This window comes from Streptomyces sp. NPDC007901 (assembly GCF_042959465.1).
Classification (GTDB): Bacteria; Actinomycetota; Actinomycetes; order Streptomycetales; family Streptomycetaceae; genus Streptomyces.
Window position 1 is genome coordinate 35,441 of record NZ_JBIBKW010000032.1, and the last position, 12,116, is coordinate 47,556.

Below are 12,116 nucleotides of genomic sequence, written 5' to 3' on the forward strand. Positions count from 1 at the left end.
CGACTGCTATGCAGGGTATGCGCGGTGTCCAGGGAATCCTGGGGGTCCCGGCACCGATCAACGAACCGATGTTCAGCCTGGAGGAGCGCGACCGGCGCTGGGAACGGCTGCGGCAGTTGATGAGCGAGGCCTCTGTCGAGGTGCTGATCGTCCTGCCGCAGTGGATCACGTCGGACTCGCTCTACATCGCCGACACCGTCGGTGTGACGATCTTTCCCGTCGATGGTGATCCGATCCTGATTCTCGGTGGTGAGCACAGCAACTACGCCGTCGAGCGGCCGCACTGGATCGAAGACCGGATGAGCGCGACCCCGTTCGGTTCGACCGCGCCCGAGTACGGTGCGGTGACGGCGGCTGTGCTGCGCCAACGGGGCCTCGTCGGCCGGCCCACCGCGATCGCCGGGCTGCGCGGCGACGAGTTCTCCTCCGTGCGGCAACCCGAGGGGTACGCCGGGTACACCTCGGTGGCGCGTATCGCGGAAGCGGTCGGCGCCGAACACGTCGTCGACGGCACCGGCATCCTCGGACGGGCCCGGTACGTCAAGGGCCCCGAGGAGATCTCCCGGCTCGCCGCGAGCGTCCGTGCCGGCGAGGCGTCGCTCGAGGCGATGGCGGCGACGGCACGGGTGCGCGTGGCACAGGCCGAGGTGTACGGGCAGATGCTGCTGGCCCAGGTACGGGCCGGCGCGGACGTGCTGCACGTGGCCTGGGCACCGGGACCATGGGGTGAGGGACGGCACCGGTACGTGACGACCCCGCCCGGAGTCCTGGACCGCGGGACCTTCGTCTCCACGGAGTTGATGCCCGAGATCCGTGGTTACCAGGCCCAGGTCGCGCAGCCCATGGTCATCGGACGGCCGGGCGCCCGGGCTCGGGAGATCTTCGACCGCAACGCGGCCGCCTTCGACACGGCGTTGAAAGCGATGGTGCCCGGGCAGCGATGGGGCGATGTCTTCGCCGCCGTGGAGTCGGTCGCGGGGGGCGCCGACGGCCATATGCTCGCCCTGCTGCACGGCCGCGGGCTCGGCAACGACGGGCCGTTGGTTATCCCCCAGCGCGACGCCTCCCACATCGCGGAGCAGCCGATCACCGCGCACACCACCTTCATCCTGAAGCCGTTCCTGGAGGTACCGGAAGCGCCCGTGCCTTCCGCCCGTACGCACGACGTCACGTGGGGCGACACCGTCGTCGTGACCGAAACGGGCGCCGAACGGCTGGGCACTCGTCCACGTGAGCTGACCGTCATCGACCCGCAATGAGACGGCTGGTCGTCTGGGGACACTGCGCCGATCAGGCCGCCGGAACCGCGACCCACGGCACCGGTGGCGTCGCCTGGATCTCGGAGCGGGGTCCGCGAAGGACGCCGACCCCATCTGGCGGTTGCCCGCGCGACTCGACGCGTTGCACACCTCGGTCGCCCGATTCGCCTTGGGCAGCGCGCGAATCGTTCCCCGCACGGCTACTCGGAGAGAAACATCCCGCCCCATGACCTCGACGATGCCACTGCGGCCATGTCCCCTCTCGTGGCCGCGGCCTGGACGCGTGGTGGATCCGAAGCCTGCTGCTCGGCCCGTCCTGTCGGCATCCGCCGACGCGACCGGTGGCCGTACCGCGGACAAGCACGACGCGATCCGGGCAGCGGGGGCCGATGTCGTGCTCGACCACCGGGATCCGGACGCGGTCGAACGGATCCGCGGGATCTGCGGGACCGCATGGGAGCCGACGTCGCGCTGGACGCCTATGGGTCGGAGGAACTCGTTCAGTTCGCCATCCGCGCCGCCGACCTCGGCGGCAGGATCGTGCTCGCGGCGACCCCCGCGACCAACGCTCTGGTCGACACGATCGCGATTCCCGTCGGTCTCGTCTTCGCCAAGCATCTGTCCGTTCTGGGCGCGCGGGGCTACACCCGTGGTGAGCAGCGGCAGGTCCTCGACCTCGCGGTGCGGGGCAAGGGCTCGAAGCCGATCGCGAAGACGTTCCCGTTCGACCAGATCGCTGCGGCCCACGAAACCCAGGCGGCGGCAAGGCACGTTGGCAAGATCGTGGTGACCGTCTGATTCGGCCCTGGCCGCGCACCGGCCGGCCCCGGTCCGGAAGTCTTGAGCCGGGATCCCGTGTGGGACGTGTCAATCCCCTTGGAGCGTGGAGGCGATCTACGCGGTCAGTCCTTTGGTGAGGGTGGCCCTGTACTCGCGTTCGTAGTCGATCGGGCTCTTGAACCCGCACACGCTGTGTAGCCGCCTGGTGTGGTAGAAGTCGGTCCAGGTGGCGATCCTGATGCGGGCCTCGGTGCGGGTGCGCAAGGTGTGCCGGTGGACGTACCCGACCTTGAGCACGCTGTTGAACGCCTCGCTCACGGCGTTGTCGAAGCAAGATCCGACTCTACCCATGGACTGCACGCAGTACCACGACTCCGACACCCCCAGGGCCCGGCAGGCGACGCGGTGCGGAATCTTCTGTTCGGCCTGTAGCTGCTGATCACCCTGACCGCCATGGCCGGGTCCGCCTCGTACTGCGTGGTCTGGAATCGCTGCCGGTCACGGTCAGCACCGACTGAGCGGGCCGGCCGGGCGGCGCCGGGACGAGCCCCGTCCACGGAGAGCGGCGCGCCCGGTACCGCGTGCCGCTCGTGCGCGTTGGGCTCACCTGGACGCCGGGGTGAGGGTCCGGGCGAGCTCCCACAGATCGGGCAGGGAGGCGGTGATACGCCGGGACGTCTCCGGAGGCAGCTGACCGAGGGCCTCGGTGATCGCGTTGTGGAGGCTGTCGTCGACCTCGCCGCCCATGGTGCGCATCTTGTCGGTCGGATGGAGCTCGACGTAGCGCTTGTCGTGGGTGCTGGTACGGCGCTCCAGGAACCCGTCACGGACGAGTTGCGTGACGATGGTGCTGACGTTGTTGGGCTGCATGCCCAGCGCCACGGCCGCCTCACGGACGCCGATGCCCGGTCGGCTTTCGACCAGCCGCAGTACCTCCACGTGGGCGAGCGGACGCCTGCGGGACTCACCGCCCGGGGTCGACTGGCGCTGGTACAGGACTCGGTGCAGGGTCCAGATGACCCGGACCAGCTGCACCGAGGACTCTCGGGTGACGGACTCGCTCATCCCCGCAGAGTACATCTAGTTGTAGAGCCTTTGATCGGGGGTGATCAGGCCACGCACACTCCGGGCACCGCTTCCCCGCGCATCACGACCGGGAACGCCAGCGACCCGTCCGGGTAGAGCGGCAGCGTGTTCTGGAACTCCTCGCTCATGAACGCGTTTCTCAGCGAGGTGAGGGTCTCCCAGACGGCCACGTTCGTCAGGGCGCGACCGTCGCCGGCACCTCGGTACAACTGCGCGGAGACGAAGCCGGGCTGCGCTTTCATGATCATGGAGTCCTGGCGCCAGACGTCGATGACCTTGTCGATCTGGCCTTCGGGGACGACGAAGGTGTTGACGAGGGTGATGGGCCGTCCGTCGTCCGGGCCTTGCAGCTGTGCCAGGAACGGGGTCGAGGGATCGATGTCCCTGAGCTCTATCACATGAACTCCTCGGGTCAGGCCGGTTGTAGCTGTTGGCGGGCGGAGACGTGGTCCGAAGGCCGGTTGACCGACTCGACGGCCACCAGGGTCGCGCCCCGGAAACACCGCACGGCGAAACTCCCTTCGGCCGGGTCGCCCTGCACAACGGCGCGGTCATGGCCGGTGGAGTCGCCGGCGATCTGGAGTTTGAGATCCTGTTGGTCGCTCCAGAACGACGGGATCCTTCGGTAGTTCTGCGGTCGCCCGGTCGTCAGCTCCTCGGCGACGGTGTGCGCTTGGCCGACCGCGTTCTCCACGCACTCGTACCGGACCGTCCGGCCACCGCTGGGGTAGCGGGCACAGTCACCGATCGCGTGGACGTGCGGATCGGAGGTCCGCAGGCCCGCGTCCACCATCACACCGTTGTCGACGCTCAGCCCGGAGCGTTCGGCGAGTTCCGTGTTGGCGCGCGCCCCCACGCCGACCACGACGAGATCGGCGTCGAGTACGGAGCCCTCCTGCAGCCGAACCCCTCGCACGCGGCCCGTTCCGTCGCCGACCAGCCCCGCGACCGGTGACCCCAGGAGAACCCGGCATCCCCACGACAGATGTGTGGCGTGGAAGAACGCGGACGTCGCCGAGGACACCGCCCTTCCCAGAAGGCGGTCGGTGCTCTCCACCACGGTGACGTCCTTGTCCTGGCCGCGTGCGTGGGCGGCGAGTTCCAGGCCGATGAACCCACCGCCGACGATCACCAGGTGGTGTGCGACGGCAAGGCGTTCACGCAGGGTGTCGGCGTCGGCACGGGAGTGCAGCCGGAACACGCCGTCGAGTTCGGCGCCGGGCAGCGCGGCGGTCCTCGGTGTCGATCCCGTGGCCAGGACCAGACGGTCGTAGCGCAGTGACTGCCCGGAAGAGAGGATCAGGGCCTTGGCCTCGCGGTCGATCCACTCGGCGGGATCGCCGCGCCGCAGGTCGATGCGTCTGCGTTCGTAGAAGTCCGCCGGCCGGAAGGCGAGGCGCTGGCCGCCGATGCTGCCGGCCAGGTACCCCTTGGACAGCGGTGGCCGCTGGTAGGGCAGGTCGTCCTCGGCCGTCACGAGCGTCACGGCTCCGGCGTAGCCCTTCTGGCGCAGGGATGCCGCGGCGGTGAAGCCGGCGTGCCCCGCGCCGACGATGACGACTCCCGGCTGATCCATCAGTACTGCTCCGACGGGAGATGCACCGTGAGGTCCCCGAGTTCCGGGGTGGTCTTGAGCTGGCACGAGAGTCTGCTGCACGGCGTGCGCGGGGCCGCCGTCGCCTCCAGCATCGCGTCCTCCGCAGCGCTGGGCGGCGGCAGCCGGTCCAGGTCGGCCTCGTCGACGTACACATGGCAGGTGGCGCAGGCGAGGCAGCCGCCGCACTCCGCGACGATCTCGTCGATGCCGTTGTCGACGGCCGTCGCCATCACGCTGTGGCCGGGTTCGGCGTTCACGATCTCCCGCTCACCGCCGGGCCGCACGAAGGTTATCTTGGTCATTTTCCGTCCGCCGTCCTGTTCTGCCGGGCGTTGGGGTTCTCGGGTGTGAACCTGACGGGGAACTCCAGGATTCTGTGGAGGTTGCCGCCGATGAGGCCGCTGAACCGCACCTCGCCGTCGGTCTCGATGTCCGGCAGCCGGGTGAGGAGCTGGGTGGCGACGGCGGTCATTTCCGCGCGGGCCAGGTGGCGCCCGATGCACAGGTGTCCGCCGAACCCGAAGGCGACATGCGGGTTGGGGCGTCGGGCGAGGTCGAACCGGTCGGGGTCCGCGAACCTCCGCTCGTCGCGGTTGGCCGAGACGTAGTTGAGCAGGATCCGGCTGCCCGCCGGGACGGGGCACCCCTCGATCTCGGTGTCCTGCAGGACGGTGCGCGCGAAATGGGCCAGCGGCGTCGACAGCCGCAGGCTCTCCTCGATCACCTTGGGGAGGACCCCGGGGTCGTTCGCGAGTGCCTCCCGGACTCCGTTCTCGGTGATGATGTGGTGCAGGAGAGCGGAGATGGCCGCCGTGGTCGAGTGATGGCCGCCGATGAAGAAGGACATCAGGATTCCGCCGACCTCGCCGTCGGTCAGCGGCCGGTCTCCCAGGGCCCCTGAGGCGAGCTGGGTGAGGTAGTCGTCCCGGGGGTTTCGGCGCCGGTCTTCGAGTTGGGCCGCGGTGAACGCGAAGAACTCCTTCGCGGCCTGGGGCATCCGGTCGGTGTTCACGGCGGCGACCATCTCCGACCCCAGTTCCCGCATGCGCGGGGCCGCTTCGGCGGACAGCCCCACCATGCGGGAGATGACCAGGGCGGGGACGGTCTCGGCGAGAGCCGCCGTGAGGTCGGCCCTGCCGTCTCGCGCGAAGCCGTCGATCTGTGCGCGCACGATCTCGTCGATCACCGGCTGCAGCTCGCGCACCTTGGCCGGTGTCATCGGTGCGAGCATGATGGTGCGCCACGCGTCGTGTTCCGGACCCTCGAATTCCAGCGGCACGATCTTGGGCAGGTCCTGGGTGGGGAGGATGACCCCTTCCGCCGTGCTGAAGTGCTCCGCGTCGCCGGTCACCGTCCGCACGGCCTGGTAACCGGTCGTGGCGTAGAACCCGTCGTGGGCGGAACTGTGCACCACCGGACACCGCTCACGCAGGCCGGCGTAGGTGGCGAGAACCTCGTCGTGGCTGACGCTCAGGTGGGGGGCGTGGTGGTCGAAGTCGGTCTCGGGCGGGGTCGCCGTCGCTTCCGTACTGCTCATCTCAGGTCCTCCTCGGGTCAATGGCTAGTTGCTGTGCGAGCCGGTCATGAGCGCGGCGAGGTCGTCGGGCCTGATGAAGGAGGGCGGCGGGGGCGGGCCCCGGTGGAACAGTCCCTTTGCGCCTTCGAAGACATCCGGATTCCACAGCTGGTCGTCGACGATGCAGTCCAGGTCGGAGTAGTACTCGGAGAAGTGCCGGCCGGGTCCTTCAGGTACCAGAAGAAGTCGGAGCCGGCGTGCTGGCGGCCGAGGCCCCGGACGTGCCGTTCGGGGTGGTCGTCCAGCATGGCCTTGGCACCGCGCCCGACCTCGTCGACGTCGTCGACCTGCCAGGAGGTGTGGTGCAGGAAGACGACCGGCGCGGCGAAGCGGCCAGTGCCACGGTGACCTCGGAGGGCCGCAGGGACGTCCTTCCGCCGTGGCGGTCAGATCGTGACCGGTGCGCAGACGCCCGCCATGAGGTCACGGAATTCCTGCTCGCCAAGGACAGGGAACCATGGCATCTCCGATCATCATGATGATTATGGTGATGTTGCATCCCTGTTTCGCCGGCCGTCAAGAGGCGGGAAGGTAATCGCCATAATGATTAGAAGGTGCTTGGTCGAACGGTGGCGGGCTGGTGGCGACGCCGCGTGAGGGGGCCTGGGGCGGCCCCGGAGGCAGAGCTGGCGCGGCCGCTGCCGGCCGCACGGGGAACTGGTCGACGCCCTTGAGTGACGGGGCGAGGAGGCTGTCGCGCGACTCCTCGTGGATCACGACACGACGGGTTCGTGAGCTTGGAGTGATCGCGAGAGTTCTGCCGTGGCTCATGGGCACCTCGATGTGCACGTCTTGAGCAAGGGTGCTTGGTGGCTGTCCACCGACGGTCGTTCCCAGTTCGGGAACCGGTGGATGCCGGATGCGGCCTCAGCGCCGGCACCGACCAGCCGCCTGTTGCGGCACCGTCCGGAGGCGGCCAACTATTAACTCTACCCATAGAGGTATAGGCTTAGATTCACACCCGTAACCCCCTCGTCATCCAGAGCATCACCTTCTATGCTGGCCGTCAAATAGGACACTGGTCCTTATATTCAGGACACGAGGAGGGGTTGTGGGTTCACCCTCGATGCGAACCGGCCGCCCGGCGGAGCCAAAGATCGAGCGCTCACTCGAGCTGCACCTGCGGGGTGACTGGGGTACCGCCAATCTGCACCGGGTGTGCGGCTGGATCTCGCAGGAACTGGGGGACAGGTGCGGCCCGCACACGCGGATCGCCACCTGGCGGGGCCGGGGGTTCAGCGACTCCGTACGGGCGGTGGGCCGGGGTGAGGTACAGGTGGCACTCACCACGCCCACCGCCTTCACGGTCGCCGCACTGGAGGGGGCCGGTGTCTACACGAACGAGTCCTACCCGGACCTGCGCGCCCTGGGTGTCGTACCGCAACGCGACCGCCTGGTGGTGGGCGTGCACAAGGATCTCGGGGTGACGACCTTCGCCGAACTGCGCGAGCGCAAGCCCGTTCTGCGACTTGCCACGTCGGTGCACGACGGCGTCAACCATGTAGGGCTGGCGGCGCACCACGTGCTGACCCGCTCGGGCGTCGACGTCACCGGATGGGGCGGCGAACTACTCCAGGACGAGCGGCCGTACGAATCCCTGGACCACGTGAAAGAGGGCCGGGCGAACGCCATCGTGCACGAGGCGGTGATGCTCCCGGCCTGGCAGGAGATCGGCCGGCACCTGAACTTCCTTGAAGTCGAGAAAGACGTCCTCGACAGCCTCTACGACGACTTCGGCTGGCCGGCGGCCACGGTCGAGGACGGCTACTTCCCCGACCGCACCGCATTCACGACACTCGACTTCTCCGACTTCCTGGTCCTCACCCGCGCCGACCTCCCGGACGACGTGGCCTATGCCATCGCCTGGGTGCTGGGGGAGACACGGCAGATCCTGGAGAGGCAGTATCACCACCTGGCCCCCGAACGCAGCCCGGTCACCTACCCGCTCGACCCCGTGACCATGGGCAAGACCTCCGTTCCCCTGCACCCGGGGGCCGCCCAGTACTACAACGCCCTCACCGCGTCATGACGCCCGGCGACACCTCCGCGCTCGCGATCCAGGCCTCCCACGCCCTGGCCTCGGCCGGACAGGGCGACATGGTCTGGGGACATGTCGCGGTGCGCGATCCGCAGGGCCGCGGTATCTGGATCAAGGCACCGGGCTGGGGACTCGAAGAGGTCGACGGGGACCGCCTGCAGCTTGTGTCATGGGACGCCGAAGTCCTGCTAGGGAAGGGGACTCCGCACAAGGAGTGCCACATCCACCTGGAGATCCTGAAGGCGTCACCGGACCTCACCTGCACGGTGCACACCCACGCGGTGTCCGCGGTCGCGTTCGCGGCACTCGGGACCGCCCTCCGTCCGATCTCCCACGACGGATCCCTGTTCGAGGGCGAGGACGTACCGCGCTTCCAGGCCACCGGCAGCCTCGTCAGCACCCCGGAACTGGGCAAGGCGCTCGCCGCGGACCTGGGCGGGGCCCCGGCCGCCCTCATGCCCAAGCACGGCCTGGTGGCCGCCGGCCGCACCGTGCCGGCCGCCGTCATGCACGCCGTACTGCTCGAGCGGGCGTGTGCCGTCCAGCTCACCGCGGCGGCGGCCGGCGAGGTCCGTGTGTGGTCCGGCGACGCCGAGGCCTCGGCCAAGCACGCCGAATGCTGGGCCGACAGTCAGCTGGAAGCCGGATACCGCTACCTCGTGCGGCGGGCGGCGACACTCGCCGCCGCCCGCCCCCTCACGCCATCAGCCATCGAGCCCACACTCCAGTGAAGGACCCAGCACCATGAGCGACCAGCACGACACCCTCGCCACACCGACCGGGTGGATCATCGTCCCCACCGCCGACGGACCGATGCGCGTGTATCGGGCACGGCCCGACCGGCCCGCGGACCGCGCGGTGATCGTCCTGCAGGAGGCGTTCGGGGTCAATGACCATATCCAGGACATCGCCCGCCGCTACGCCGCTCGCGGCTTCCTCGCCCTCGCCCCGGACCTGTTCCATCGCAACGGGGCGGGCACTCTCGCCTACGAGCAGCACGCCGAGGCCATGCCGCTGATCGGTGCCATCGGACCGGACGCGATCGTCACCGACGTCGAGGCGGTCCTCACCCACCTCGCGGAGCGGGAGGGCGTTCCCGCCTCCCGCACGGCGGTCAACGGGTTCTGCTTCGGCGGCCGGGCCGCGTTCACCGCGGCCACCGGTATCAGCGGTCTCGGCGCCGTCGTCGTCTTCTACGGCCCCGGCATCGCCGCCGGCCCGCACGCGGTCGTGGACCGGGCCAAGAACATCGACGCACCCCTGCAGCTGCATGTCGGCTCCCAGGACCCCACCATCCCCGCCGAGCAGGTCGCGGCCATCGAGGGAGCCCTCACCGCCGCGGAGGCCGACTTCGAAAGCCATGTCTATGACGGCGCCGGCCATGCCTTCGCCTGCGACGCCCGCCCGCACATGTACGTCGAGGACAGCGCCGCCACCGCCTGGCGGCGCACCCACGCCTTCCTCGACAAGCACCTGCCCCAGGCCGCCTGATTTCCATCACCCCGACGAAACAAGGAAGTTTCATGGGTACCGTCACCGAAGTCGTCGCCGTCGTCTGCTCCGACGAGCCCTCACGCACCATCGAGCGCGACGAGCACCTTCTGCTCTCTCCCCCGCGCCCCAGCCGCGTGCCGATGAAGCTGTGGAGGGACCGCGAGCCGCTGAGCGTCGTGCACTTCCCGCAGGAGTACGAGGCGCTTCCGTTCGCTCCGCCGCGCGGCGTCTACGAGAGCGCCCAACTGCGCGTCGAGTGGCAGACGATGGAGGGCCGTCAGCCCTTCTACCACCGCAACTGCGACGTCGAGGAGATCTCCTACCAGATCGACGGCGAGCGCACCCTGATGACCGAGCTCGGAGTGGTCGAGCACCGGCCTGGCGAGTTCTCCCGACTGCCCCGTGGTGTCGCCCACGACAACTGGGGGCGCCGCGAGAGTCACCTGCTCTTTTACACGCCGGCCCCGGTCACGGAGGAGCGTGCCGCCGCCCGGCAGTCGCAGGCGGTCATCCCGCCGTTCCCGGGATGGGAGCCCGGGGCGATCAACGAGGCGGTCACCCAGTGCATGGGCTCCGTCGGACACGACATCACCGTCGCGCCCATCGACGAGCTGCGGCTGCTGGAGCAGGTGCACGCGGAGAAGGAACGCCTCCAGGTCCTCACCGGCTCGGACGAACCCGGCACGACCTGGCTGTACCGTTCCGCGGGCTTCCGCCTCGGCACGGTCCGGATTCGGCCCGCGGGCGTCCGGACGTACCGCCGCACCCTGGACGCCGACGAGGTCCAGTACCAGATCAGCGGCCGCCGCACCCTGATCAGCCAGCGCGGCATCGTCGACCTCGGGCCCGGCGACTTCGTCCGCATCCCCCTCGGCATAGCCCACACGAGCGTGTGCGGCGAGGAGAGCGAGCACATCGCCCTGTTCTCGGACCGGGAGCTCCCGCAGATCGCCGAAACGACCAGGACCGCCGAGCCGTACACCCCCGAACGCCTGACCGCCCTGAACGTCTGAAACGGCAGAGGAGCCGCACATCATGACCACCATGCTCGCCGCACGGGCCCGGAAGGGCTCCGACGCACTGCACCTGGACAAGATCGACATCCCCGAGCCCGGCCCCCAGGACGTCCTGATCAAGGTAGCCTCCGCGGGGCTTGCCCCCGGCATGATGACCCTGCTGGCCATGGGCGCCTTCAAGCATCTGCCGACCACCCTCGGGCACGAGGCCGCCGGAACCATCGCCGCCGTCGGCAGCGAGGTGGAGGGCATCGAGATCGGCGCCCGGGTGCGGGTGCATCCCAACCTCAACTGCCGCGCCTGCCGCTACTGCCGCTCGAACCGGGACATGATGTGCGCGCAGCAGGCGGTGATCGGCCACGCTGGGTTCGGTGACGTCCCCATGCCGCTGTACGAGCGCTATCACGACGGCGGTCTGGCGGAGTACGTCCGGGTGCCGCACTGGCTCGTCGATCCGCTGCCGGACAGCGTGTCCTTCGACGTCGGCGCCAAGGTCTACGACATCGCCAACGCCGTACGCGCTCTGAAGAGCGCCGATCTGCCCCTGGGCGCCACCCTGGTGGTCACCGCCGCCACCGGCACGATGGGCACCTCCACCATCAAACTCGCCCGGCACTACGGAGTGGCGCGTCTGATTCTCGTCGGGCGCAGCGCCGAACGGCTGGAGGCCATCCGGCATCTGGCGGGCGACGTCGCCACCGAAGTCGTAGCGCTGGAGACCCTGCCCGAGAACTGGCACTCCGCGCAGGGTCTCACCCGCGCCCTGCGCGCGCTCGTCCCGCAGGGAGCGGACGCGGTCCTCGACTACGTCCCGGAGGGGCCGGCCACCTCCCAGGCCATGGCCTCGCTCACCACCGGCGGAACCCTGGTGCACATGGGCGCCAACCCCAGCCCGCTGACGCTCCCCCCGATCGCCGTCATGGTCAACTGCTGGCGCTTCGTCGGCACTCGTTCCTGCACCCGTACCGACGCACAGGAAGTTCTCTCTCTGCTCGCCGAGAAGGCGCTCGACGTGGACGAACTCATCACCCATCGTTACCCGCTCACGGAGGCGAAGGAGGCCGTCGAGGCCATGCAGAGCCGAACCGAGCCGATCTGGATGGCGGTCGTCAACCCGTAGACCGCCCACGGCAGCCCGTACTCGTCGTGGGCGGCGGTCAGGTCGGCCTCATCATGGCCCACCTGCTCACCTCCCACGGCGTAGCCGTCTTTCAGTCGAGCGCAGCGCCTCTGCGGATCCGTCCGATCCCTGATGTCCGCGTACAGGAGG

13 protein-coding genes and 1 pseudogene are annotated in these 12,116 nt (G+C 69.3%); 7 read left to right on the plus strand and 7 right to left on the minus strand.

Annotated features, from left to right (window positions below; translation table 11 throughout):
* Positions 1–8: 8 nt before the first annotated feature.
* Together ACFZDK_RS50635 and ACFZDK_RS50640 are read left to right on the plus strand one after the other, a co-directional pair.
* Positions 9–1,259, plus strand: a complete 1,251-nt coding sequence (locus ACFZDK_RS50635) for a M24 family metallopeptidase (RefSeq protein WP_390984777.1) — start codon at positions 9–11, stop codon at positions 1,257–1,259.
* Positions 1,260–1,712: 453 nt separating this feature from the next.
* Positions 1,713–2,057 (plus strand): zinc-binding dehydrogenase, encoded by a 345-nt coding sequence (locus ACFZDK_RS50640; RefSeq protein ID WP_390984779.1) that lies wholly within the window; start codon positions 1,713–1,715, stop codon positions 2,055–2,057.
* A gap of 96 nt (positions 2,058–2,153) precedes the next feature.
* Here the strand turns inward: ACFZDK_RS50640 and ACFZDK_RS50645 are convergent, their stop codons facing one another.
* The 7 genes and pseudogenes from ACFZDK_RS50645 to ACFZDK_RS50675 all read right to left on the minus strand — a co-directional run.
* Positions 2,154–2,390, minus strand: a complete 237-nt coding sequence (locus tag ACFZDK_RS50645; RefSeq protein ID WP_390984782.1) for an integrase core domain-containing protein — start codon at positions 2,388–2,390, stop codon at positions 2,154–2,156.
* Positions 2,391–2,642: 252 nt separating this feature from the next.
* A complete protein-coding gene (locus ACFZDK_RS50650) occupies positions 2,643–3,104 on the minus strand; it encodes a MarR family transcriptional regulator (RefSeq protein ID WP_330351288.1) in 462 nt (153 codons plus the stop codon).
* 44 nt (positions 3,105–3,148) lie between these two features.
* Positions 3,149–3,523 (minus strand): antibiotic biosynthesis monooxygenase family protein, encoded by a 375-nt coding sequence (locus tag ACFZDK_RS50655; RefSeq protein ID WP_330351287.1) that lies wholly within the window; start codon positions 3,521–3,523, stop codon positions 3,149–3,151.
* 14 nt (positions 3,524–3,537) lie between these two features.
* Positions 3,538–4,701: an FAD-dependent oxidoreductase gene (locus tag ACFZDK_RS50660; protein WP_390984787.1), complete on the minus strand. Its 1,164-nt coding sequence runs from the start codon at positions 4,699–4,701 to the stop codon at positions 3,538–3,540.
* Positions 4,701–5,024 (minus strand): 2Fe-2S iron-sulfur cluster-binding protein, encoded by a 324-nt coding sequence (locus ACFZDK_RS50665; RefSeq protein ID WP_390984789.1) that lies wholly within the window; start codon positions 5,022–5,024, stop codon positions 4,701–4,703. The genes ACFZDK_RS50660 and ACFZDK_RS50665 overlap by 1 nt, the downstream gene beginning before the upstream one ends.
* Positions 5,021–6,259 carry a cytochrome P450 gene (locus ACFZDK_RS50670; protein ID WP_390049844.1) on the minus strand — a complete coding sequence of 413 codons (1,239 nt, stop codon included), beginning with the start codon at positions 6,257–6,259 and terminating at the stop codon, positions 5,021–5,023. Before ACFZDK_RS50670 ends, ACFZDK_RS50665 begins: the two co-directional genes overlap by 4 nt.
* 24 nt (positions 6,260–6,283) lie before the next feature.
* Positions 6,284–6,627, minus strand: a pseudogene (locus tag ACFZDK_RS50675) (dioxygenase); the annotation flags it as partial.
* Between the two features lie 722 nt (positions 6,628–7,349).
* On the opposite strand from ACFZDK_RS50675, the gene ACFZDK_RS50680 reads away from it, so the two are divergent.
* Genes ACFZDK_RS50680 through ACFZDK_RS50700 form a run of 5 tightly spaced genes read left to right on the plus strand, consistent with a single transcriptional unit; the run spans position 7,350 to position 11,966 of the window.
* Positions 7,350–8,327 (plus strand): TAXI family TRAP transporter solute-binding subunit, encoded by a 978-nt coding sequence (locus tag ACFZDK_RS50680; protein WP_390984793.1) that lies wholly within the window; start codon positions 7,350–7,352, stop codon positions 8,325–8,327.
* Complete coding sequence (locus tag ACFZDK_RS50685) at positions 8,324–9,067, plus strand: class II aldolase/adducin family protein (protein ID WP_390984796.1); 744 nt, start codon at positions 8,324–8,326, stop codon at positions 9,065–9,067. The genes ACFZDK_RS50680 and ACFZDK_RS50685 overlap by 4 nt, the downstream gene beginning before the upstream one ends.
* A 13-nt stretch (positions 9,068–9,080) precedes the next feature.
* Positions 9,081–9,827, plus strand: a complete 747-nt coding sequence (locus ACFZDK_RS50690) for a dienelactone hydrolase family protein (protein ID WP_390984799.1) — start codon at positions 9,081–9,083, stop codon at positions 9,825–9,827.
* Positions 9,828–9,859: 32 nt separating this feature from the next.
* Complete coding sequence (locus ACFZDK_RS50695) at positions 9,860–10,843, plus strand: hypothetical protein (protein WP_390984801.1); 984 nt, start codon at positions 9,860–9,862, stop codon at positions 10,841–10,843.
* A gap of 22 nt (positions 10,844–10,865) precedes the next feature.
* The gene (locus ACFZDK_RS50700; protein ID WP_390984804.1) at positions 10,866–11,966 is read left to right on the plus strand and encodes an alcohol dehydrogenase catalytic domain-containing protein; all 1,101 of its coding nucleotides are present in this window, start codon (positions 10,866–10,868) and stop codon (positions 11,964–11,966) included.
* Positions 11,967–12,116: the final 150 nt, after the last annotated feature.

Excerpts from the sequence above, each read along its gene's own strand:
- ACFZDK_RS50635 (WP_390984777.1), top strand. The coding sequence starts at position 9 with ATGCAGGGTATGCGCGGTGTCCAGGGAATCCTGGGGGTCCCGGCACCG.
- ACFZDK_RS50660 (WP_390984787.1), bottom strand. The coding sequence starts at position 4,701 with ATGGATCAGCCGGGAGTCGTCATCGTCGGCGCGGGGCACGCCGGCTTC.
- ACFZDK_RS50690 (WP_390984799.1), top strand. The coding sequence starts at position 9,081 with ATGAGCGACCAGCACGACACCCTCGCCACACCGACCGGGTGGATCATC.
- ACFZDK_RS50665 (WP_390984789.1), bottom strand. The coding sequence starts at position 5,024 with ATGACCAAGATAACCTTCGTGCGGCCCGGCGGTGAGCGGGAGATCGTG.
- ACFZDK_RS50695 (WP_390984801.1), top strand. The coding sequence starts at position 9,860 with ATGGGTACCGTCACCGAAGTCGTCGCCGTCGTCTGCTCCGACGAGCCC.
- ACFZDK_RS50700 (WP_390984804.1), top strand. The coding sequence starts at position 10,866 with ATGACCACCATGCTCGCCGCACGGGCCCGGAAGGGCTCCGACGCACTG.
- ACFZDK_RS50645 (WP_390984782.1), bottom strand. The coding sequence starts at position 2,390 with ATGGGTAGAGTCGGATCTTGCTTCGACAACGCCGTGAGCGAGGCGTTC.
- ACFZDK_RS50685 (WP_390984796.1), top strand. The coding sequence starts at position 8,324 with ATGACGCCCGGCGACACCTCCGCGCTCGCGATCCAGGCCTCCCACGCC.
- ACFZDK_RS50640 (WP_390984779.1), top strand. The coding sequence starts at position 1,713 with ATGGGAGCCGACGTCGCGCTGGACGCCTATGGGTCGGAGGAACTCGTT.
- ACFZDK_RS50670 (WP_390049844.1), bottom strand. The coding sequence starts at position 6,259 with ATGAGCAGTACGGAAGCGACGGCGACCCCGCCCGAGACCGACTTCGAC.
- ACFZDK_RS50650 (WP_330351288.1), bottom strand. The coding sequence starts at position 3,104 with ATGAGCGAGTCCGTCACCCGAGAGTCCTCGGTGCAGCTGGTCCGGGTC.